21 protein-coding genes are annotated in these 20,851 nt (G+C 72.0%); 11 read left to right on the forward strand and 10 right to left on the reverse strand.

Annotated features, from left to right (window positions below; all coding sequences use genetic code 11):
• Window position 1: 1 nt before the first annotated feature.
• Window positions 2–571: a TetR family transcriptional regulator gene (locus ACWEGE_RS15205; protein ID WP_449661046.1), complete on the reverse strand. Its 570-nt coding sequence runs from the start codon at window positions 569–571 to the stop codon at window positions 2–4.
• Between the two features lie 86 nt (window positions 572–657).
• Between ACWEGE_RS15205 and ACWEGE_RS15210 the strand changes: the two genes are divergently transcribed.
• Genes ACWEGE_RS15210 through ACWEGE_RS15220 form a run of 3 tightly spaced genes read left to right on the forward strand, consistent with a single transcriptional unit; the run spans window position 658 to window position 2,692 of the window.
• Window positions 658–1,569: an SDR family oxidoreductase gene (locus tag ACWEGE_RS15210; protein WP_449661047.1), complete on the forward strand. Its 912-nt coding sequence runs from the start codon at window positions 658–660 to the stop codon at window positions 1,567–1,569.
• Between the two features lie 8 nt (window positions 1,570–1,577).
• Window positions 1,578–2,393 carry a hypothetical protein gene (locus ACWEGE_RS15215; protein WP_449661048.1) on the forward strand — a complete coding sequence of 272 codons (816 nt, stop codon included), beginning with the start codon at window positions 1,578–1,580 and terminating at the stop codon, window positions 2,391–2,393.
• A complete protein-coding gene (locus ACWEGE_RS15220) occupies window positions 2,390–2,692 on the forward strand; it encodes an ArsR/SmtB family transcription factor (RefSeq protein WP_449661049.1) in 303 nt (100 codons plus the stop codon). Before ACWEGE_RS15215 ends, ACWEGE_RS15220 begins: the two co-directional genes overlap by 4 nt.
• 3 nt (window positions 2,693–2,695) lie before the next feature.
• On the opposite strand, the gene ACWEGE_RS15225 is transcribed toward ACWEGE_RS15220, so the two are convergent.
• Together ACWEGE_RS15225 and folC are read right to left on the reverse strand one after the other, a co-directional pair.
• Complete coding sequence (locus tag ACWEGE_RS15225) at window positions 2,696–3,052, reverse strand: DUF4233 domain-containing protein (RefSeq protein WP_449661180.1); 357 nt, start codon at window positions 3,050–3,052, stop codon at window positions 2,696–2,698.
• Window positions 3,053–3,084: 32 nt separating this feature from the next.
• Window positions 3,085–4,740: a bifunctional tetrahydrofolate synthase/dihydrofolate synthase gene (gene folC / locus ACWEGE_RS15230; protein WP_449661050.1), complete on the reverse strand. Its 1,656-nt coding sequence runs from the start codon at window positions 4,738–4,740 to the stop codon at window positions 3,085–3,087.
• 74 nt (window positions 4,741–4,814) lie between these two features.
• On the opposite strand from folC, the gene ACWEGE_RS15235 reads away from it, so the two are divergent.
• On the forward strand, window positions 4,815–5,450 hold the full coding sequence (locus ACWEGE_RS15235) for a class I SAM-dependent methyltransferase (protein ID WP_449661051.1): 636 nt from the start codon (window positions 4,815–4,817) through the stop codon (window positions 5,448–5,450).
• A gap of 71 nt (window positions 5,451–5,521) precedes the next feature.
• Window positions 5,522–6,394 carry an SGNH/GDSL hydrolase family protein gene (locus ACWEGE_RS15240; protein WP_449661052.1) on the forward strand — a complete coding sequence of 291 codons (873 nt, stop codon included), beginning with the start codon at window positions 5,522–5,524 and terminating at the stop codon, window positions 6,392–6,394.
• On the opposite strand, the gene ACWEGE_RS15245 is transcribed toward ACWEGE_RS15240, so the two are convergent.
• Together ACWEGE_RS15245 and ACWEGE_RS15250 are read right to left on the reverse strand one after the other, a co-directional pair.
• The gene (locus ACWEGE_RS15245) at window positions 6,378–7,154 is read right to left on the reverse strand and encodes an alpha/beta fold hydrolase (protein WP_449661053.1); all 777 of its coding nucleotides are present in this window, start codon (window positions 7,152–7,154) and stop codon (window positions 6,378–6,380) included. The two genes, ACWEGE_RS15240 and ACWEGE_RS15245, sit on opposite strands and share 17 nt — an antisense overlap.
• 3 nt (window positions 7,155–7,157) lie before the next feature.
• Window positions 7,158–7,919, reverse strand: a complete 762-nt coding sequence (locus tag ACWEGE_RS15250; protein ID WP_449661054.1) for an alpha/beta fold hydrolase — start codon at window positions 7,917–7,919, stop codon at window positions 7,158–7,160.
• A gap of 87 nt (window positions 7,920–8,006) precedes the next feature.
• Here ACWEGE_RS15250 and ACWEGE_RS15255 point away from each other — a divergent pair, with 87 nt between their 5' ends.
• Window positions 8,007–8,906 (forward strand): LysR family transcriptional regulator, encoded by a 900-nt coding sequence (locus ACWEGE_RS15255; RefSeq protein ID WP_449661055.1) that lies wholly within the window; start codon window positions 8,007–8,009, stop codon window positions 8,904–8,906.
• On the opposite strand, the gene ACWEGE_RS15260 is transcribed toward ACWEGE_RS15255, so the two are convergent.
• The 3 genes from ACWEGE_RS15260 to ACWEGE_RS15270 all read right to left on the reverse strand — a co-directional run bounded on the left by ACWEGE_RS15260 (window position 8,884) and on the right by ACWEGE_RS15270 (window position 12,833).
• Window positions 8,884–9,597 carry a hypothetical protein gene (locus ACWEGE_RS15260; protein WP_449661056.1) on the reverse strand — a complete coding sequence of 238 codons (714 nt, stop codon included), beginning with the start codon at window positions 9,595–9,597 and terminating at the stop codon, window positions 8,884–8,886. The two genes, ACWEGE_RS15255 and ACWEGE_RS15260, sit on opposite strands and share 23 nt — an antisense overlap.
• Window positions 9,598–9,800: 203 nt before the next feature.
• Window positions 9,801–10,022, reverse strand: a complete 222-nt coding sequence (locus tag ACWEGE_RS15265) for a hypothetical protein (RefSeq protein ID WP_449661057.1) — start codon at window positions 10,020–10,022, stop codon at window positions 9,801–9,803.
• A 189-nt stretch (window positions 10,023–10,211) separates the two neighbouring features.
• On the reverse strand, window positions 10,212–12,833 hold the full coding sequence (locus ACWEGE_RS15270; protein WP_449661058.1) for a valine--tRNA ligase: 2,622 nt from the start codon (window positions 12,831–12,833) through the stop codon (window positions 10,212–10,214).
• 58 nt (window positions 12,834–12,891) lie between these two features.
• On the opposite strand from ACWEGE_RS15270, the gene ACWEGE_RS15275 reads away from it, so the two are divergent.
• The 5 genes from ACWEGE_RS15275 to ACWEGE_RS15295 all read left to right on the forward strand — a co-directional run bounded on the left by ACWEGE_RS15275 (window position 12,892) and on the right by ACWEGE_RS15295 (window position 18,453).
• Complete coding sequence (locus ACWEGE_RS15275) at window positions 12,892–13,185, forward strand: hypothetical protein (RefSeq protein WP_449661059.1); 294 nt, start codon at window positions 12,892–12,894, stop codon at window positions 13,183–13,185.
• Window positions 13,186–13,236: 51 nt separating this feature from the next.
• Window positions 13,237–14,229, forward strand: coding sequence for a hypothetical protein (locus ACWEGE_RS15280; RefSeq protein WP_449661060.1), 993 nt, complete (start codon window positions 13,237–13,239; stop codon window positions 14,227–14,229).
• A 52-nt stretch (window positions 14,230–14,281) separates the two neighbouring features.
• Window positions 14,282–14,719, forward strand: coding sequence for a MarR family winged helix-turn-helix transcriptional regulator (locus ACWEGE_RS15285; protein WP_449661061.1), 438 nt, complete (start codon window positions 14,282–14,284; stop codon window positions 14,717–14,719).
• A gap of 65 nt (window positions 14,720–14,784) precedes the next feature.
• Window positions 14,785–16,086: an MFS transporter gene (locus tag ACWEGE_RS15290; RefSeq protein WP_449661062.1), complete on the forward strand. Its 1,302-nt coding sequence runs from the start codon at window positions 14,785–14,787 to the stop codon at window positions 16,084–16,086.
• A 42-nt stretch (window positions 16,087–16,128) separates the two neighbouring features.
• On the forward strand, window positions 16,129–18,453 hold the full coding sequence (locus ACWEGE_RS15295; protein WP_449661063.1) for an FdhF/YdeP family oxidoreductase: 2,325 nt from the start codon (window positions 16,129–16,131) through the stop codon (window positions 18,451–18,453).
• A 16-nt stretch (window positions 18,454–18,469) separates the two neighbouring features.
• Here the strand turns inward: ACWEGE_RS15295 and ACWEGE_RS15300 are convergent, their stop codons facing one another.
• Window positions 18,470–19,051 (reverse strand): hypothetical protein, encoded by a 582-nt coding sequence (locus ACWEGE_RS15300; RefSeq protein WP_449661064.1) that lies wholly within the window; start codon window positions 19,049–19,051, stop codon window positions 18,470–18,472.
• 287 nt (window positions 19,052–19,338) lie between these two features.
• Window positions 19,339–20,778 (reverse strand): LCP family protein, encoded by a 1,440-nt coding sequence (locus tag ACWEGE_RS15305; RefSeq protein WP_449661065.1) that lies wholly within the window; start codon window positions 20,776–20,778, stop codon window positions 19,339–19,341.
• Window positions 20,779–20,851: the final 73 nt, after the last annotated feature.

Consider the following 20,851-nt stretch of genomic DNA (forward strand, 5'->3'; position numbering starts at 1 on the left):
CTCAGCCGCCCGTCTCCGCCGACAGCGCGCGGAGATCGGCGAACGCCTCTTCGAGGTGCTCGTCCAGGCCGCGCGCGGATTCCTCGATCCAGCCCGCGGCCGCGTGGTGGAAGGTGGCCCAGCCGACGCGGGCGGCCAGCGCGGCGAGCCGGTCTTCGACCCCTCGCTCGCGCAGCGCCGCCGCCAGTGCGTCGGCCATCGCCGCGGCCTTGGCCAGATCGCGCTCCCGCAGCGCCGGGGTCGCGGCGATGACCGCCAGCCGCGGTTCGGCGAACGGCCGGTTGCCCTCCATGATCCGCGCGGCCTTCCGGAAGGCGCGGAGCAGGGTTTCGAGCGGCGGCAGCCCGTCGGGCGCGTCGGCCACCGATGCCGTCAGGTCCGCGCGCAGCGCGGCTTCGCCGTCGAACAGCACTTCGCGCTTGTCCGGGAAGTGGCGGAAGAACGTGCGCTCGGTGACGCCGGCCCGGGCGGCGATCTCCGCCGTGGTGGTCCGGTCGAAGCCACGCTCCGCGTACAGCTCCAAGGCCGCCCGCTGAAGGCGGCGACGCGCTTCTTCTCCGCTGCGTGGCACCCCGCCAGCTTACCCGTAGCGACAGTGACTGACACTACGCGGTACAGTCGGTAGCGTCAGTCACTGTCACTACCGGGGAGAGTCCCATGCACGTCTTCGTCACCGGCGGGTCCGGCCAGACCGGCCCCGCCGTCGTCGCCGAGCTGCTCGCGGCCGGGCACACCGTCACCGGACTGGCCCGGTCGGACGCGGCCGCCGCCCGGCTCGAGTCGCTCGGCGCCACGCCGCACCCCGGTTCGCTCGACGACCTCGCCGGCCTGCGCGCGGGCGCCGAAGCCGCCGATGGCGTGCTGCACATGGCCTTCGGCGGCGACTTCGCCGATCCCGACGCCATGACGCGCCGCGACCGGACGGCGATCGAGACGCTCGGCCAGGCCTTGGCCGGCTCCGGGAAGCCCTTCGTGAGCACGTCCGGCACGCTGGTCATGCCCGCCGGACGGGAGAGCACCGAGCGGGACGAACCCGACCCGTCCGGGCTCGCCGCGTTCCGGATCGCCGGCGAGCGCGCCTGCCTGGACTTCGCCGGGCGCGGCGTGCGGGCGAGCGTGGTCCGGCTCGCGCCGACCGTCCACGGCCCAGGTGACCACGGCTTCATCGCCTGGCTCGTGGACACCGCGCGCAAGACCGGGCGGTCGGCCTACGTCGGCGACGGCACCAACCGCTGGCCGGCGGTGCACCGGCTCGACGCGGCGGTCGTCTTCCGCCTGGCCCTGGAGGGCGCCCCGGCCGGCAGCGTGCTGCACGCGACCGCCGAGAACGTGCCGTTCCGGAGCATCGCCGAGACGATCGGCCGCGGCCTGGACCTCCCGGTGGTCTCCCTGACTCCGGACGAGGCCGCCCGGCACTACGTGAGCCCGTTCATGGCCTTGGCCTACGGCTTCGACGGCCCCGTCTCCAGCGCCTTCACCCGGGAACTGCTCGGCTGGTCCCCGAAGCGGCCAGGCCTGCTCGACGACATCGAGCAGGGTGACTACCTATATCCGGATATGCGGATATAGTGCTCGGCATGCGTGTTCTCGTGGTGGGACAGGGCCCGGTGGCCCGGGTGCTGGCGACGTCGCTGCCCCATCCGGTGGGGTTGGCCGTGCGCGAGCGGACGGCGGACTCCCTGCTGGTCGAGACCCGACGGCGGCGCACCGTCCGGCAGACCGTCGACCTGGTGACGACGGGCGAGGGCTGGGACGTGGCGATCAGCACGGCCTCGCCCGCCTCGCCGGGTGTCGCCGAGCTGCTCGCGCCGGCGGCGGTCGTCGCGGCGGTCACGCAGGTGCCGTCGGAGGTCGAACTGCTCCGCGAGCTGGCGGGCGACCGGCCGTGGGGCCTGGTGGTGCCCGGGTTCTTCGCCGGCGGCGCCGACCCGACGTGGCTGTGGCCGCGGGCGCGGTTCACCGTCGCCGGTCCGGCCGCGGCGCTGCTCGGGTCGTTGTTCGCCCGGCCGAAGACCGCACCCCTGGCGGCGCCGCTGCTCTCCGCCGCGGCGATGATGCCCGTCGTGGCCGGGCTGCACGCCGCGGACTTCGACCTCGCGGCCGCCCGCCGGTCGGCCCGCCGGCTCGCGGCGGCGGCCACGCAGGCACGTGCCGCGGTCGCGGCCGGCTACGGCGGCCCGGGCGCGCGGCCCGTCCGCTCGCAAGCCGTGCTCGCGGCGCTGACGGTGTTCCCCCGGCTGGCCCCGTTCGACGTGCCGCAGTACCTCCGAAGCCACTTCGGCGGTCACGGTCCGCAGACGGTCCGCATGCTGCGCGACTGGGTCGACCTCGGCCGGCGGCACGCCCTGCTGACCGGGGAGCTGGAAGCGCTGCTGGAGCGGGTGCCGTCGTGATCCAGGACGCGCTCACCACGGCGTTGCCGGTGCTGCGGGCCCTCGGCGAAGCGACCCGGATGCAGATCGTCGGCGTGTTCCTCGAACGCGGCGGATCCGCCACGGTCGGCGAGGTGCAGGAGGCGCTGGGGCTGCCGCAGTCGACGGTGTCCCGGCACCTGCGGATCCTGCTCGACGCCCGGCTGCTGGCGGTGAGCCGGTCGGGCCCGCACCGGATCTACCGCCTCGACGTGCCTGCCGATGCCTTGGCCGCGCTCGACACGCTGGTCACCGAGGTCCGGGCCTGCCAGCACCCGTGAGCGTCACGGCTGGGGCTGCTGGCTCGCCAGCGTCCCCGCCGCCATCCGGCGGGCGACGTCCCGGCGCAGCCACAGCAACCACAGCCACACCGCCAGGAAGATCACGCCCAGCACCGCGATCGCCGGCAGCCAGAACACCAGCGCGATCAGCACCACCTGCAACGCCAGGATCAGCGGGACCGCCCACGTGCGCTTGACGAACCCGCACGTCACGATCAGCAGGACCGCGACCGCGATGACCGTCCAGCCCGTGCCCGTGGAAATGCCGCCGCCGAGCTTGTTGACCACCGGCAGGGCGAGGGCGACCGTGATCGCCTCCATGATCAGCGTCCCCGACATCACGCCGCGGAAACCCTTCATCGGGTCCTTGGGCTTGGGCTGTTCCCGGGAGGTCACGCCGGCTCCTTCCCGAACAGCGTGCGCGCCTCGCCCGCCGTGACCACCGAGCCGGTGACCAGCACGCCGCCGCCCGCCAGGGGTTCCTCCGGATCGTCGTTGGTCTCCACCAGCGCGATCGCCGTCTCGATCGCCGTCTCCAGGTCCGTCTCCGCGACGACCCGGTCCTCGCCGAACACCGAGATCGCCAGCTCGTTCAGCTCTTCCAGCGGCATCGACCGGGGCGAAGAGTTGCGCGTCACGACGATGTCCGACACCACCGGCTCCAGCGCGTCGAGGATGCCGTGGGCGTCCTTTTCGGCCATCACGCCGACCACCGCGACCAGGCGGCGGAAGGCGAACTCCTCGGAGACCGTCGTGGCGAGGGCGCGGGCGCCGTGCGGGTTGTGCGCCGCGTCGAGCAGGACCGTCGGGGCCGAGCGGACGCGCTCGAGCCGGCCCGGGGTTTCGACCTCGGCGAACGCCTCGCGCACCGCCTCGACCACCAGCTGCTTGTCCTTGCCCGCGCCGAAGAACGCCTCGACCGCGGCCAGCGCCAGCGCGGCGTTCGCGGCCTGGTGGGCCCCGTGCAGCGGCAGGAAGATCTGGTCGTACACCCCGCCGAGGCCCTGCAGCTTCAGCAGCTGCCCGCCGACGGCGACCTCCTTCTCCAGCACTCCGAACTCGCTGCCTGCCCGCGCCACCGCGGCGTCGACCTCGACCGCGCGCTCCAGCAGCACCTTCAGCACCTCGGGGTCCTGCTCGGCGATCACCGCGACCGAGCCGGGCTTGATGATGCCCGCCTTCTCGCGCGCCGCGCTCACCGCGTCGGGCCCCAGGTACTCGACGTGGTCGAGGCCGATCGGGGTGATGACGGCGACGTCGGCGTCCGCGACGTTCGTGGCGTCCCAGGCGCCGCCCAGGCCCGCTTCGAGGACCGCGGCCTCCACCGGCGCGTCGGCGAACGCGGCGAACGCCATCCCGGTGAGGATCTCGAACTTGCTCATCTCGACGCCGTCCGCGGACGCACCGTCCACCATGGACACGTACGGCGCGATGTCGTGCCAGAGCTCGGCGTAGCGCGCGGCGGAGATCGGCCGTCCGTCGAGCGCGATCCGCTCGGTGACCAGCTGCAGGTGCGGGCTGGTGTAGCGGCCGACGCGCAGGCCCATCCGGGTCAGCAGCGCGTCGATCATCCGGGCCGTGGAGCCCTTGCCGTTCGTGCCCGCCACGTGCAGCACCGGGTAGCCGCGGTTCGGCTCGCCCAGCAGCTGCGTCAGCGCCGAGATCCGGGTGAGCGACGGCTCGATCTTGGTCTCCGGCCACCGCTGGTTCAGCTCGGCCTCGACGGCCATCAGCTCGCGCCGCGCCTCGGGACCGTCCGGGTCGCCGTACTGGACCTGCTCACCCTGGTCGTCGAGCTCGTGCAGCTCGGTGTCCTCGGGCACGGTGAGGTCGGGCACCGGGCCGGTGGCGAGGTTGTCGCCGAGCTGGCCGACGCCGCCGATGCCGCCGCGCGAGCCGCCGCCTGCCTCGAAGGCGGTGTCGCGGACGTCCAGCTCCGGGTCGTGGTCGTCGGACTCCTCGTAGCCCGACGTCCCCAGTTCGTCGACGCCCGCGAAACTGTCCAGATCCGACAGGTCCGGCTTGCGACCTGTCTCATCCTGCGGCACTGAATCTCCTCCGGCCTGGGGTTTTCGGACTTGCCTTCCGAGTCTACGTGCGTGCCGGGTGGCACTCTCGACGCATGCCGTTCAACCACAACGACCACTACCACCCGCTGCTGCTGGACCTGCTGCCGCCGGGACCGGGGATCGCGCTGGACGTCGGCTGCGGCACCGGCCGGTTCGCCCGGCGGCTGGCCGCGACGGGCATGGCGGTGGAGGCGGTCGACGTCTCGGCGGCGATGGTCGAGGCGGCGGCCGGGCTGGGGTCCCCGGGGCCCGGCGAGATCGTCCACCGGCAGGCCGACGTCACCGCCGACCCGCTGCCCGAGGCGCACTACGACTACATCTCGTGCCTGGCGTCGCTGCACCACATGCCGTTCGAGACGGTGACCAAGCTGCGCCGGGCGCTGGTGCCGGGCGGCGTGCTGGTGGTGCTCGGCCTGGCGAAACCGAGCACCCCGGCGGACTGGGCGCTGGCGGTCGCGGCGGTGCCGGTCAACGCGCTCGCGCGGCTGGTCGTCTACGCGGGCGAGCGGCTCAACGGCGGGCCAGAGGAGGGCCCGAAGGCACCGGTCGTCGACGACTACCCCACGCTGGCGGAGCTGCGCCGCGAGTCCGCCCGGCTGCTGCCCGGGAGCACGGTCCGGCCGCTGCTCTTCTGGCGCACCTTGATCACTTACCGTGAACCCGGCGACGGTGACCCGACTGCCGGGTGAAGTCCGGCCCCCCGGCGTCCGGTGCTCGCTAGATGTGGGAGCAGCGTTCCCGGAACAGAACAGGGGTCTCCATGCGCACCACCCGGCTGCTCGTCGCCGTCCTCTCGGCAGCCATCCTGCTCCCCGCCACCGCCGCCGGCGCGTCGGCGGCGGAGTACCGCCACTACGTCGCCCTCGGCGACTCCTACACCTCGGGGCCGTTCGTCCCGGCGCAGCGGCTCGACCCGCTCGGCTGCGGGCGGTCGACGGCGAACTACCCGTCGGTGCTGGCCGCGGCCGTGCACCCGGGGCGGTTCACCGACGTCAGCTGCGCCGGCGCGGACACCACGAACATGACCCGGCCGCAGCGGGTGCCGTTCGACGGCACCAACGCGCCGCAGCTGGACGCCCTGCGGGTCGACACCGACCTGGTCACCCTCGGCATCGGCGGCAACGACCACGGCGTCTTCAGCACCCTGACCGCGACCTGCCCGGGGCTGCGGGCGAGCGACCCGACCGGCAACCCGTGCGAAAAGCACTTCGGCGCCACCGGCACGGACACGATCGCGGCGGCGATCGACAGCATCGGCCCGCGGGTCGAAGCGGTGCTCGCCGCGGTCCACGAGCGCTCGCCGGGCGCGCGGGTCCTGGTGGTCGGGTACCCGCGGATCGCCCCCGAGCAGGGCTACTGCCCGGACGTGCTGCCGTTCGCCGACGGCGACTACGCGTGGCTGAACGGCGTCGAAGAGGCGCTGAACCGGGCCCTGTCCGACGCCGCGGACGCGGACGGGAAGGCGGAATTCGTCGACACCTTCGGCCCGTCACGCGGCCACGACGCCTGCGCCCGCGGCGGCTCGGCGTGGATCAACGGCAAGAACCAGGACGTCTTCGCCGCGGCCGCCTACCACCCGCTGAAGGCCGGGATGGCCGGCGTGGCCGCGGTGGTGCTCAAGGCGCTGCGCTGACGAAGTCCAGCACCAGCCGGGCGAACTCGTCCGGCAGCTCGGCCGGGGCACCGTGCCCCGCGCCGATCTCGGCGGCGCGCGCGCCCGGGATCGCGGCGACCAGTTCCCGCTGCTGCTCCGCCGTGACGATCCGGTCGTGCGTGCTGCCGAGCACCAGCACGGGCGCGGTGATCCGGTGGAGGACCGGCCGCAGGTCGACGCCGCGGTCGGCCTCGATCTGGCGGTCCGTGCCGGGCTGGAGGCCCGCTTCCAGGGTCTTGACGAGCTGTTCGTTGCCCTCCGCGGTGGCCTGCTCCCAATAGCGCGGGCCGAACGCCATCAGCGGGAGCATGCGGGCGAACGCCCCGGTTTCGAGCAGGTCCAGCCAGTAGCGGAACTCGGCGTCCTGGCGGACGTCGGTGACCGGCCAGGCGGCGTGCAGGACCGCCGAGCGGACGCGGCCCGGACGGGTGCCGGCGAGGTGGGCCGCCACCACGCCGCCGAGTGAATGCCCGACGACGTGGGCGGTCTCGCATCCGGCGTGGTCCAGGACGGCTTCGGCCTGGGCGGCCAGGGTCTCGACGGTGATCGGGCCGCCGTCGTCGGTGGTCAGGCCGGAGCCGGGGAAGTCGGGGGCGAGGACGGTGAAGCCGTGCGCCTGCGCGGTCAGCGGGCCCCACTGTTCGCGGGACGCGGCGGTGCCGTGCAGCAGGAGCAGCGCGGGACCGTCGCCGGTCCGGTCGTAGTGGACGAGGGTGTCTCCGAGCGTCGCTTTCGGCATCGTTCAGGCGATCCCTCGGAGGGCGGCGGTGAACGCCCGCGGGTTTTCCTGGTGCGGCAGGTGCCCGCGGCCGGCCAGGACGTGCACGCGGGCGCCGGGTGTTTCCGCGGCGCAGGTGCGCGGCACTTCGAGCGGGATTTCGGCGTCGAGCTCGCCGTGCAGGTAGCTGATGGGGACCTTCAGGTGCTTCAGCCGCGGCCGCGGGTCGTAGGTGGTGCACTCGGTGAAGAGCTCGTCGATGTAGGCACCGGAGTCGAGCAGCTGCCGGACCGTCCAGTCGGCCAGCCCGCGCGCGGTGCCCGGGGCGAACCAGTTCGGCACCCAGTCTTCGAGCGTGCCGACCCGGTCGTCGACGAGCCGTTTCCGCAGGTAGTGGACCTTGTCCAGCATGCCGGTACTGGGCCAGTACCCGGGGCTGCCGACCGCGACGACGTGGTCGACGAGTTCCGGCCGCGCGAGGGCGAGCTCGGTGGCGAACAGCCCCCCGATGCTCGATCCGACGACGGTGGGCGTGATCTCCAGCGTTTCGACCAGCAGCGCGAGGTCGGCGGTGATCCGGGCGATGGTGTTGCCGACGGCGGGGTGGTCCGAGCGACCGCACCCGCGCCAGTCGAGGGTGACGACGCGGTGGTCGCGCACGAGATCGGGCAGGCACGAGTACCAGACGCGGCCGCTGGTCCCCCAGCCGTGCAGGAGCAGCAGGGCCGGGCCGGTGCCGGCGTCTTCGTAGTGGAGGCGGGTTCCGCCGGCGGTCAAGTAAGGCATGCCTCGAGCTTGGTGCTCGGGTTCGCGCCTTTCGATGAGCAGTTCGCTCCTACACTGATCACGAAACCTGATGAATGGGGACGGCCGGTGGAGCTGCGTCAGCTGCGATATTTCGTCACGGTGGCCGAGGAGCTGCACTTCGGCCGCGCGGCGGAGCGGCTGCACATCGTCCAGCCGGCGGTGAGCCAGCAGGTCCGGCGGCTGGAGCGTTCGCTGGGCGTGCCGTTGCTGTCGCGCACGACGCGGTCGGTGACGCTGACGGAGGCGGGGCAGCGGTTCCTGCCGGAGGCGCGGGCGGTGCTGGCGGCGGCTCGGCGGGCGGAGGAGTCGGTGGCTTCGTTCCGGCCGGCCGGGGCTTCGGTTCGGCTGGGGACGAGTGAGGGCCTGGGAGATCGGCTGGACGGGTTGCTCCGGGCGTTCGCGCGGCTGTCTCCGTCGACGTCCCTGGAGTTGCTGCACGCGCCCACGCTCGAACGGCTCCAGCGGGTCCGCGACGGGTCGCTGGACGCGACCATCGTGCGGGGGTCCTGGCCTGCGCCGGGGCTGGATCTGACTCCACTGTGGATGGACGAGGTCATGGTGGCGTTGCCTTCGTCGCACCCGCTGGCCGCCCGATCCGAGGTTCCGTTCGCTTCGCTGGCTTCGCTCCCGGTGCGGTTGAGCCCGCCTTCACGGAACCAGCCGCTGTACGACCTGGTCGTTTCGTGTTGCCGGGAGGCGGGGTTCGAGCCGGTGCTCGGGGCGGACTTCACGACGTCCCAGGACACGTTGGGCACCCTGGGTTTCGGGCGTCCACACTGGACGGTGTTCTACCGGGCGCACGCGAACCTGCTGCCGGTGCCGGGCGTGGTGTTCCGCCCGTTGACGGACCCGGCGCCACGGATGCAGACGTACCTGGCGACCCCGGCCGACCGGCGGCTGACCCCCGAGCTGGTGGCGCTGATCGAAGCGGCGCGGGCCACCGTCACATCCAGTGGAGAAGCGTGACCGTGGGGTCGACGATCACCACGGTGGTCTCCGCGGCGGAGGTGGTGGCGAATTCGAAGGTGATGCCCAGCGCAGGCTCCTGCGGTGGCATCGGAACCGCTTGGCTGACCTCCACGGCGAGACCGCCTCCCGGACCGCCGAACGTCTGCGGCCCGGACTCCGGCAGGTAGTCGGTGACCGCCACCGTGACCGGTGCCCCACCCGCGAGCCCGTCGGGAATCCCGATCCGGGCGCGGAAGACCCCGGTCACCAGGCGGGGCGAGGGCGCGCGCACTTCATGGGGAACCGCACAGGTGACCTGGTGCCTGCCCGCGACGCGAGGCAGCTGCACGCGGTATCCGGACTGGTAGTGCCGTCCGTCCAGGTAACCGGGCGGTATCCGCACCGGCTGGGTCACGGTCAGCCCGGCGTCGACGAGCCGGCATCCGAAAACCAGTTCCAGCTGCGTGGCCGGTGGCGGCGAGGTCGATCCGGCGAAGAGGACGACGGCCGCGGTCCCCGCGCCGATCACCATCCCCACCGTCGCGACCAGCCTGCGCCAGCGGCCCGCTTCGTGATCCGCGTCCGGCAGCGTTCCGGCGTCCCCGCACGGCTGACCGGACTCCGCGAGGTACCGCCGCCACTGGCGTCTCCAGTACTTGAGCGCATTCAGGCATTCCGTCCCCTCGCAGGCGATGACGTAAGCCTTCACGTGTTCCCACGGCGGAATCTTCCTGCCATTGGCCGCCGTCGACAGAACCGACGCGGAAAAATGCACCCCGGGCCGCGCCGCCAGCTGCCGGTAGGTCGGGCACCCCGCGTTCTCCCGCAATTGCCGCAGGGCCGAGCCGAACCGGGCCGCGGGGCCGGCTCCGGGATCGAGACTCGCCTCCGGACGACCCGGCCTCGCCATTTTCACCGGCGGCCCCCGAGGAGCCTGTTCACCAGTGACACGGCCAGGATCGCCACTCCGCTCGCGGACGACAGCGCCACCGGGACGGCGACACCTTCGCCTCGGATGACAAGGGCCAGCGCGGTAATGCTGGCGAAAATGGTCATGTAGAGGCCCCACGCGACACCCACGCCGGGCGGCGACGGACGTGCTGCCGCCACCGGCACCACGGGCTTGCTGGACATTCTCGGCTCTCCTGCTCGGCACAACTGTCGATTCACGGTGACGACCCCGAATCACCCGGAGCGAGTATGTCCGAGAAGAATGACCGCGCTCCACTCGCGAGCGGAATTCCCAATCAATTCCACGACGCCGTCCGGACAGCGAAAAGCCCGGCACTCCGCAACGGAGTGCCGGGCTCGCCGTCCGCGGCCTCAGGAAGCCGGCAGCGCCGCCAAACGGGACGTGATGCGGTCGATGTCCGCCTCGGCCGTTTCCTTGCGGACCTTGATCTTCGACACCACCTGCTCCGGGGCCTTCGCGATGAACGCCTCGTTGCCCAGCTTCGCCTCCGTCTGGGTCAGCTCCTTCTGCGCCGCCGCCAGGTCCTTCTCCAGCCGCTTGCGCTCGGCCGCCACGTCGACCGTTCCCGACAGGTCCAGCTCCACCGTCACCACGCCGTCCGCCAGCGCCACCTCCAGCGAGGCGCTCGCCGCGAAGTCGTCGGCTGCCGGTGTCAGCCGGACCAGCGAACGGACCGCGTCCTCGTGGCCGCCCGCGTACCCCGCCAGGCGCGCCGCCACCTTCTGGCCCGGCTTCAGCCCCTGGTCCGCGCGGAACCGGCGGATCTCCGTCACCAGCTTCTGGACGTCCGCGATCCGGGCGTCCGCCGCCGCGTCCGCGTAGCCCTCGAACGGGGCAGGCCAAGCCGCGACGACCAACGACTCACCGCCGGTCAGCGCCGTCCAGAGCTTCTCCGTGATGAACGGGATGAACGGGTGCAGCAACCGCAGCACCGTGTCCAGGACGTGCCCCAGCACGGACCGCGTCGCGGCGACGCGCGCGTCGTCGCCCTGGTACAGCTGGACCTTCGCCAGCTCCAGGTACCAGTCGCACAGCTCGTTCCACGTGAACTGGTAGAGCGCGCCCGCCACCTTCGCGAACTGGAAGTCCTCGAACAGGCCGTCCACTTCGGACACCAGCGCGCTCAGCCTGCCCAGGATCCAGCGGTCCGCTTCCGTCAGCGAGCCGGCGTCCGGCAGAGGAGACGAAACCGAAGCGCCGTTCATCATCGCGAACTTCGTGGCGTTCCACAGCTTCGTGCAGAAGTTGCGGGAGCCCGCCGCCCATTCGTCGGCCAGCGCCATGTCCGCGCCCGGGTTGGCCCCGCGGGCCAGGGTGAACCTGGTCGCGTCCGCGCCGTAGGCGTCCATCCACTCCAGCGGGTCGATCACGTTGCCGCGCGACTTCGACATCTTCTTGCCGTTCGCGTCGCGGATCAGCCCGTGCAGGTACACGTGGTCGAACGGCTGCTTCCCGGCCATCTGGTGCACGCCGAACATCATCATCCGGACGACCCAGAAGAACAGGATGTCGTAGCCCGTGGAGAGCACGCTGGTCGGGTAGAACTTGGCCAGGTCTTCCGAAGGAGAAGGCCAGCCCAGCGTCGACATCGGCCACAGGCCGGACGAGAACCAGGTGTCCAGCACGTCCGGGTCCTGGGTCCAGCCCTCGCCGGACGGCGGCTGCTCGTCCGGGCCGACGCACACGACCTCGCCGTCCGGTCCGTAGTACACCGGGATGCGGTGGCCCCACCACAGCTGGCGCGAGATCGTCCAGTCGTGCATGTTGTCGACCCAGTCGAAGTACCGCTTGCCCAGCTCCGGCGGGTGGATCTTCGTCCGGCCGTCGCGGACCGCGTCGCCCGCCAGCTTGGCCAGCTCCTCGACCTTGACCCACCACTGCAGCGACAGCCGCGGCTCGACCACCGTGTCGCAGCGCGAGCAGTGCCCGACCGCGTGCACGTACGGCCGCTTCTCCGCGACGATCCGGCCGGCCTCGCGCAGCGCGGCGACGACCGCCGGACGCGCCTCGAAGCGGTCGAGGCCCTGGAACGGCCCCGGCGCGGTGATCTCCGCGCGCTCGTTCATGATCGTCAGCATCGGCAGGTCGTGGCGGCGGCCGATCTCGAAGTCGTTCGGGTCGTGCGCCGGGGTGACCTTCACCGCACCGGTGCCGAACTCCGGGTCGACGTGCTTGTCGGCCACGATCGGGATGCGGCGGCCGGTCAGCGGCAGCTCGACCTCGGTGCCGACCAGGTGCGCGTACCGCTCGTCGTCCGGGTGGACGGCGACCGCGGTGTCGCCCAGCATCGTCTCCGCGCGGGTCGTCGCCACCACGATCGCGGTGTCGCCGTCGCCGTAGCGGATCGACACGAGCTCGCCGTCGTCGTCGTTGTGGTCGACCTCGATGTCCGACAGCGCCGTCTGGCACCGCGGGCACCAGTTGATGATCCGCTCGGCCCGGTAGATCAGGCCCTCGTCGAAGAAGTTCTTGAACACCGTCTGGACGGCCTTCGAGAGGTTCTCGTCCATGGTGAAGCGCTCGCGCGACCAGTCGACGCCGTCGCCGAGGCGCTTCATCTGGCCGAGGATCTTGCCGCCGTACTCGGCCTTCCACTCCCAGACGCGCTCGACGAACTTCTCCCGGCCCAGGTCGTGGCGCGAAAGGCCCTCGCCGGCCAGCTGGCGCTCGACGACGTTCTGCGTCGCGATGCCCGCGTGGTCCATGCCCGGCAGCCACAGCACCTCGTAGCCCTGCATGCGACGACGACGGCTCATCGCGTCCATCAGGGTGTGGTTGAGCGCGTGGCCCATGTGCAGCGAACCGGTGACGTTCGGCGGCGGCAGTACGATCGAGAACGGCGGCTTCCCCGACGAGGCGTCGGCCGTGAAGTACCCGGCCGCTACCCAGCGGTCGTACATCGGTGCTTCCTCGGCGGCCGGGTCCCAGGCACCCGGAAGGTCGGTGGTCTGCTGCGGAGCGTTCTCGGTCACAATGGACAAGTCTACGAACCCGTCACGGCGGGTCACCCAGGGGGAAGGCACTCTGACGATGGCGGAGCCTCAGCAGCCGCAGGACCCGGACGACCGGCGCCTCGAGACGCACCCGGACCTGATGAACCCGGACTGGCAGAAGTACGCCGCCCGGGACGCCTGGCTGGGCGCGAAGAAGGACCTCAAGAAGCGTCGCAAGCGCGAGCGCCGCGCGGGCGGGTACCGGCAGCCGGGCCAAAGCCGCTGGCCGGGCGTGCTCGCCCTGCTCATCGTGGTCGGCCTGGTCGCCGCGGCGATCATCGTGCACCAGCTCCAGGGCGTCGGCGTCAACGAGTTCGCGTACTTCGGGTAACGCCCGTCCCCCGCCGTCGATGAGTCAGTCGTCGACCTTGGGGGGACGCACGTGGACGAGGACAACCTGCTCGAAACGCACCCGGACCTGATGGATCCGGACTGGCGAAAGCACGCGCAGACCGATGCCTGGCTGGGCGCGAAGAAGGACCGCAAGCAGTTCCGCAGGCAGCAGAAACGCTCCGCGCACGGCTCGCGCCGCCGCTGGTGGGGGTTCGCCGCCTTCCTGGCCGCCCTGGCCGTGACGACCACGGCGATCGTGGTCCTCGGCCACCGGCCCGCCCAGGACGCCGCGCCGCCGGACCCGACGTCGGTCCCGGACGTCGCCCCGGTCGACCTGGCCCGGCCGTACGCGCACACGCCCGCCGACGTCTGGCCGAAGGGGCTCGACGGCATCACCTCCCCGGCCGCCGCCGCGATCGGCGCCTTCAAGGCCGACGCGGTCGCCGACGCGTACGCCAAGGTCCGCCAGGCCATCTCCGCCGCCAACCTCGACCCGGCGGTGCTCTACCGCCACGACACCGCCGCGTTCCTCGCCGCGTTCGCCCCTGACCAGCGTGAACAGCTCGTGCCGAGGCTCGCCGAGAAGCCGTCGAAGGACGGCGGCTTCGACACCTACGTGACCGAGATCGCCGACGGCTACCACCTGCTCGACGCGGGACCCCGCACGTTCGGCACGCTGACCGCCCGGGCCGGTGACAAGCCCGGCGAGCTGGCCGTGGACGCGAAGTACGTCGTCGCCTACGCCTTCGACAACCCCCACCCCAAGTCGCTGACCAGCCCGAACGAGATCGTCAGCTTCCTGCGCGTGGACGAGACCTACGTGGTGGTCACCGACTCGAAGGTCGCGAAGAGCAGCCAGGGCCTGTGGCTCGACGGCGGGCAGAGCGCACTGTCGTCCGTGGGCTGCGCGGCCGCCAAGGAGGGCTACCTCGCCCCCGGCTACGCGAACCCACCGTCGGCCACGCCGTCGACCGGCGATCAGCACCCGCCGGGCTACTACGACCCGAAGTACCCGGTCCCGACCCTCGACACCTGCAACTGATCGTTCGATCACACCAGATGCACAGTCTGGACTGCACAGTTAAACTGTGTACATGGGCGAAGTACCTCCGCACGTGGCCGAGAGCGCGGGCTGGATCCGCGGGGTCGTCGGGCAGCTGCACCGGCGGCTGCGCCACGTCGACAACGCCGGGATCCTGACGCCGTCGCAGTCCGCCGTGCTGCACCGGCTCCACCGCGAAGGCGCGGCCACCCAGGGTGAGCTGGCCGCCGCCGAGCACGTGCGGCAGCAGTCGATGGCCGCCACCCTCGGCGTCCTCGACGAGCTCGGCTACCTCGCCCGCACACCGGACCCGGCCGACCGCCGGCGTGTCGTGATCAGCCTCTCCGACGCCGGCCGCGACACCGTGCGCGGGATCCAGCAGCACCGCGACGAGTGGCTGGCCCAGGCCCTGCTGGACGAGCTGACCCCCGCCGAGCTCGACGCCGTCACGCGCGCGCTGCCGCTGCTGCAGCGCGTCGCCGAACACTGAAGGAGTTCCTCACGAGCACCGTCACCGCCCCCGCGAAGTTCGGCGCCCGCCTGGTCACCCCGCTGGTGGCCGGCGCGGTGCTCAACCCGATCAACTCCACGCTCATCGCCGTCGCGCTCGTGCCGATCGGGCAGAGCTTCGGCGCCGGACCCGGGCAGACCGCGTGGCTGATTTCGGCGCTCTACCTGGCCACCGCGGTCGGGCAGCCGGTGGTCGGCCTGCTGGTCGACCGCCACGGCGCCCGGCGCGTCCTGCTCGGCGGCGCGAGCCTGGTGATCGTCGCCGGGATCGCGGGCCTGATCCCCGTCTCGGTCGGCTGGCTGACCGGCGTGCGGGTCGTCCTCGGCCTGGGCACGTGCGCCGGGTTCCCGGCCGCCATGGCCGTGCTGCGCCACCACGCCGAGGCGAGCGGCCAGGGCGTGCCCGCGCGGGTGCTGTCGCTGCTCTCGATGTCCGCCCAGACGGTGATGGTGATCGGCCCGACGCTGGGCGGGCTGCTGATCGGCCTCTTCGGCTGGCCCGCGATCTTCGCCGTGAACATCCCGCTCGCCGGGTTGTCGCTGGTGCTGGCGTGGGCGTGGGTGCCGAAGGACGACCGCGGCGAGCGCACCGCCACCCGGATCGACGTGCTCGGCATCGCGCTGTTCTCCGCGACCCTGCTCGCGCTCCTGTTCTTCTTGATGGCCCCTGGCGCCGAGGTCTGGCTGCTCGCCGTCGTCGCGGCCTTCGGGACCGCCTTCACGCTGGTCGAGCTGCGGCGGGACGCCCCCTTCCTCGACCTGCGGATGCTCGCGGCCAACCGCGCCATCCTGCGGACCTACCTGCGGCAGGCGCTGAGCTTCATGGCCATCTACGCGATCATGTTCGGCTACGTCCAGTGGCTGGAGACCACCCGGCGGCTGTCCGAAGAAGCGGCCGGGCTGATGCTGCTGCCGATGTCGGGCACGGCGGTCTGCGCCGCGGCGTTCTCCGGCCGCGCGTCGGGCATCAAGGCCCGGCTGGTCACCGTCGCGGTGGCACTGGCAGGCGGCTCGGCCCTGCTCCTGCTCGTGCACGACGGCACCTGGATCGGCGCGCTGCTCGCGTTGGCCGCGCTGTTCGGGCTCGCTCAGGGCCTGACCAGCGTCGCGAACCAGACGACGCTCTACCGCGAGGCCCCGGCGGAGCAGATGGGCACGGCGAGCGGGCTGTTCCGCACGGCCCAGTACCTCGGCGCGATCGTGGCGTCGACGCTCATCGCCCTTTGCTACGGCCCGCACGCCGACTCGGCGGGCCTGCACCGGCTGGCGATCGCGCTGGTCGTCATCAGCGTGCTCCTGCTCGCGGTCACCCTCGCCGACCGCGGGCTGCGCACCGATCGCGCGTGACCCCGGTGGCCGCGGACGATCACCTTGGCGCACGATGAACGCATGACCCGTGAAGCGCCGGCGCAGGACGTGGACGAAACCCGCCTCGAGGTGGGCAAGCCGAAGGGCTGGGCGGCCGGGATACCCGGCGTCGCCGTGTCGCTCGCGCGCAGCGTCGAGCAGATGGGCACCGGCCGGACGATCAAGGCGCTGCGGCTGCTGAACCAGCGCGAAGGGTTCGACTGCCCGGGCTGCGCGTGGCCGGAGCCCCGCGAGGTCGACGGCGAGAAGCGCAAGCTGGCCGAGTTCTGCGAAAACGGCGCCAAGGCCGTCGCCGAAGAGGCCACGAAACGGCGGGTGGACCGCGGGTTCTTCGCGCAACACCCGATCGGCGAGCTGGAAACCAAGACCGACTACTGGCTCGGCCAGCAGGGCCGGATCACCGAGCCGTTCGTGCTGCGCGAGGGCGCGACGCACTACGAGCCGATCTCCTGGGACGACGCGTTCGAGCTGGTCGCGGGCGAGCTCAAGGCGCTGACCGACCCGAACGAGGCCATCTTCTACACCTCCGGCCGCACCAGCAACGAGGCCGCGTTCCTCTACCAGCTGCTGGTGCGCTCCTTCGGCACCAACAACCTGCCGGACTGCTCGAACATGTGCCACGAGTCCTCCGGCGCCGCGCTGTCGGCCACCACCGGCGTCGGCAAGGGCTCGGTGAGCCTGGCCGACATCCACCGGGCCGACCTGATCGTCGTCGTGGGGCAGAACCCGGGCACCAACCACCCGCGGATGCTCTCGGCGCTCGAAGAGGCCAAGGGCAACGGCGCGAAGATCATCGCCGTGAACCCGCTGCCCGAGGCCGGGTTGATGCGGTTCAAGAACCCGCAGAACGTCCGCGGCGTCATCGGCAGGGGCACGCCGCTGGCCGACGAGTTCGCCCAGGTCCGCCTCGGCGGCGACCTGGCGCTGTTCCAGGCCGTCGGGCACCTGCTGCTGGCCTGGGACGCCGAAGCGCCCGGTGCGATCGTCGACCGCGACTTCGTCGACCGGGTCACCGAGGGCTTCGACGACTACGCCGAGCACCTCCAGGAGATCGACTGGCCGGAGATCGAGCGCGCGACCGGCCTGCCGCGCGAGCAGATCGAGCGCGTCGCGCGGATGATCGCCTCCTCCGAGCGCACCGTCTACTGCTGGGCGATGGGCCTCACGCAGCACAAGCACGCGGTGCCGACGATCTCCGAGATCGCGAACCTCGCCCTGGTGCGCGGCATGATCGGCAAGCCCGGCGCCGGCCTGTGCCCGGTGCGCGGGCACTCGAACGTCCAGGGCGACCGGACGATGGGCATCTGGGAGAAGATGCCGCAGTCGTTCATGGACGCCCTCGCCGCCGAGTTCGGCATCGAGGTCCCGCGCGAGCACGGCTTCGACACCGTCGACGCGATCCGGGCGATGCGAGACGGCCGCGGCAAGGTGTTCTTCGCCGTCGGCGGCAACTTCGCGTCGGCGACGCCGGACTCGGCGCTGACCGAGAAGGCACTGCGCTCCTGCTCGCTGACCGTGCACGTCTCGACGAAGCTGAACCGCTCGCACGTCGTGCACGGCCGGACCGCGCTGGTCCTGCCGACGCTGGGCCGCACCGAGCGCGACGTCCAGGCGAGCGGCGAGCAGTTCGTCACGGTCGAGGACTCGATGTCGCAGGTGCACACCTCGCGCGGGCGCCTGACGCCGGCGAGCGAGCACCTGCTCTCGGAAGTCGCCATCATCACCCGGCTGGGTGAGAAGCTGTTCGGCGCGGGCCACGCCGTGCCGTGGCGGACGTTCGAGGCCGACTACGACCTGATCCGCGACCGGATCGCGCGGGTCGTGCCCGGCTGCCAGGACTACAACCGCCGGGTCCGCGAGCCGGACGGCTTCGTGCTGCCGCACGCCCCGCGCGACTCCCGCGAATTCACCGGGACGGCGAACGGCAAGGGCAACTTCACGGTGTCGGAGCTGGAGTACCCGAAGGTCCCCGATGGCCGGCTGCTGCTGCAGACGATGCGCAGCCACGACCAGTACAACACCACCATCTACGGGCTCTCGGACCGCTACCGGGGAATCGAGAACGCCCGCCGCGTGGTGCTGGTGAACCCGGACGACCTCGCGGCGCTCGGCCTGGCCGACGGCGCGCTCGTCGACCTGGTCTCCGAATGGCGCGACGGCACCGAACGCCGGGCGCCGGCGTTCCGGGTCGTCGCGTACCCGACCGCCCGCGGCTGCGCGGCGGCCTACTTCCCGGAGGCGAACGCGCTGGTGCCGCTGGACTCGGTGGCGGACAAGTCGAACACGCCGGTGTCGAAGGCGATCGTCGTGCGGCTGGTCCCGGTCCCGGCGGAAACCCGGCCCTGAACCCCGGCCCTGAACCTCAGCCCTGGAAGTCCTTCTTCAGCGTGCCGGTCATGTCCGTGACCACGGCCTGCACGCTGTCCAGGGTCGCGGGCGGGATCAGCGCGGCCTCGGTGCCGCCGTCGGCGATGGACAGGCCCAGCACTACGTTGCCGGAGCGCACGGCCGCCCACTGCTCGGAGAAGCCGGACTCGTCACCGACCCCGGTGGCGAGCCGGACGCCCGAGTGGTCGCCGAGGGCGTCGGTCATCAGCTGGCTGGCCTTGGCGGCGGCCTCGTCCGCGTCGGACTGCGTGAACCGCACGACCGCGATCGTGACGAGCCGGTAGTCCTGCAGGTTGGGCTTGCCGCCGCCGAGGTCGCGCGCGTACAGCCGGCGGCACGTGGTGATCTCGTTGCCGTCGTCGGCGTGGTCGTCGGGGATGACCTTGGCCTCGGCGGCCTTCACCGAGTCGGCCGGGATCTCGACGGTCCCGGGCGCGAGCTGCGCCTGTGCGTTCGGCCCGGGCAGCCGGCAGGCGTCTATCGCGCCCGGGTAGTGCGCCGAGGCAGACGCCGACTGGCACCCGGCACAAAGAACGGCTGAAGCGAGGACGGGCAAGATCCACCCACCCGGGGTGACGCTGCTGCGCATAAATTCCGGACTTTCCGTATTCCCTGAAATCGATTTTCCAAGATCGCCCACCGATCGGGTGAACCATCTCCCGGCACGTGGCCTGCCCGTGCCGATGGTCACCGCACCCTGCCTCACCAGTGCGGCAGCGTCAAGACCACTGACCCGGGTGGTCCACCGTGGTCCAGTGGGGACGGTCGTCGCGGGAATTCCCCGCGCATTTCAGGGATTCGACGGAAAATCCGGAACTTCGCCGTCGATCAATTCACCGGCGGTCAATCCACGCAGACGACGCCGTTCGAGGTGATCGGATCGTCCGAAGCGCCCCCGGGGCCGGTGCCGCCGCCGCCCGCCGCGCCGGGGCCGGCGTAGACCGTCCCGAGCACCACCTCGATGTGCCCCGCCGGCACCGACGCCGACTGCTGCGTCGTCAGCCCGCCCAGCGCCTTCGCCACCTCGGCGCCGCGTTCGGCCAGCGCGGGGCCGAAGCGGACCAGGGACGTCCGCCGGGTGTCGCTGTTGCCCGTCGCGTTCGACGGGAACCCCTTCTCCCGCAGGACCCCGGCCACACGCGCCGCGAGCCCCGCCTTCGGGCCCGCGTTGGAGACGTCGACGGTGACCGACGCGGCCGGCGCCGAGGTCGCCGGCGTGGCGGGTGCGGCCGGCGTCCCACCGCCGATCAAGCTCGCCGCGAAAGCCTTCACCGCGGCCGGGTCGACCTGCACCGCCGTCGCCCGGGGGTTGTTGACCGGGTCGTACCGGTAGTCGACGTTGACGACCGGGATCGTCGCGAACTGGATCCCGCCGCCGCTGACGCCGCGCATCTGCCCGACGAAGTCGAGGAGGTTCCACGAGCCGTCCAGCACCACCGAGCGCTTCACCGCGTCGATCAGGTCCGACAGCTTCCCCGGATCGGCCAGCGTGCCCGCCGAGAGCACCTGCCGGGCCAGCCCGGCGAGGAACACCTGCTGGCGGCGGACGCGGGCGAAGTCGGTGCCCGGGAGCCCGTCACGCTGCCGGACGAAGGCGAGGGCGTCCGCGCCCGAGATGCGCTGGGGGCCGGCCTGGAAGTCCGCACCCGAGTTCTCGTCCTTGGTGGCCTTCTTCAGGCAGACGTCGACGCCGCCGACGGCCTTGCTGATCTCGTAGAAGCTGAGCAGGTTCACCTCGGCGAAGTGGTCGATCTTCACCCCGGTGAGGTCCTCGACCGCCTGCCGCGTCGCCCGACGGCCCGCCGTGAGCGCGCCCTGGTTGATCTTCGTCTTGTCGGTCTCGCCCGCGTTGCGCAGCCGCCGCGCTTCGGCGGCCTTCGCCCGCCCGAACGCGCCGTTGATCTTGCCCTTCCCGCCCGCCATCGAGACATAGCTGTCCCGCGGGATGGAGAACGCTTTCACCTCCTTCGTGCCGTTCGGGATCCGGAGCACGATCAGGGTGTCGGTGAGGTCGTCGCCGTTGGCGCCGGCCCGCAGCTCACGCAGCATTTCCGGCGGCAGCGGGTTGCCGTCGTTGTCGGAGCGGGCGTCCCGGCCGACGAGGAGGATGTCGAGCGAGCCGTCGGCGGGCTGTTCCCCCGGCTTCGCCGCGCCGCCCTCTTCGTCGATCACGTTGTCACGCGTCACGCCGTCCAGAGCGCGGAGGTTGACATACCCGTACGCCGTGCCGCTGAGCACGACGAGAGCCAGTCCGGCGACGACGACCTTCCCCAGTGGATGCACGCCCCTCTGGACGCCCGAGCCCTGGGAACCGCTGCACGAGTGAGAGCCGAGTCACATTCTCAGGTGAGAGGCT

The organism is Amycolatopsis sp. NPDC004747 (assembly GCF_053601335.1).

Coding starts and splice junctions, on each gene's coding strand:
- ACWEGE_RS15265 (WP_449661057.1), bottom strand. CDS start 10,022: ATGTCCAGCAAGCCCGTGGTGCCGGTGGCGGCAGCACGTCCGTCGCCG.
- ACWEGE_RS15285 (WP_449661061.1), top strand. CDS start 14,282: ATGGGCGAAGTACCTCCGCACGTGGCCGAGAGCGCGGGCTGGATCCGC.
- ACWEGE_RS15295 (WP_449661063.1), top strand. CDS start 16,129: ATGACCCGTGAAGCGCCGGCGCAGGACGTGGACGAAACCCGCCTCGAG.
- ACWEGE_RS15225 (WP_449661180.1), bottom strand. CDS start 3,052: ATGAAGGGTTTCCGCGGCGTGATGTCGGGGACGCTGATCATGGAGGCG.
- ACWEGE_RS15215 (WP_449661048.1), top strand. CDS start 1,578: ATGCGTGTTCTCGTGGTGGGACAGGGCCCGGTGGCCCGGGTGCTGGCG.
- ACWEGE_RS15245 (WP_449661053.1), bottom strand. CDS start 7,154: ATGCCGAAAGCGACGCTCGGAGACACCCTCGTCCACTACGACCGGACC.
- ACWEGE_RS15240 (WP_449661052.1), top strand. CDS start 5,522: ATGCGCACCACCCGGCTGCTCGTCGCCGTCCTCTCGGCAGCCATCCTG.
- ACWEGE_RS15235 (WP_449661051.1), top strand. CDS start 4,815: ATGCCGTTCAACCACAACGACCACTACCACCCGCTGCTGCTGGACCTG.
- ACWEGE_RS15275 (WP_449661059.1), top strand. CDS start 12,892: ATGGCGGAGCCTCAGCAGCCGCAGGACCCGGACGACCGGCGCCTCGAG.
- ACWEGE_RS15250 (WP_449661054.1), bottom strand. CDS start 7,919: ATGCCTTACTTGACCGCCGGCGGAACCCGCCTCCACTACGAAGACGCC.
- ACWEGE_RS15210 (WP_449661047.1), top strand. CDS start 658: ATGCACGTCTTCGTCACCGGCGGGTCCGGCCAGACCGGCCCCGCCGTC.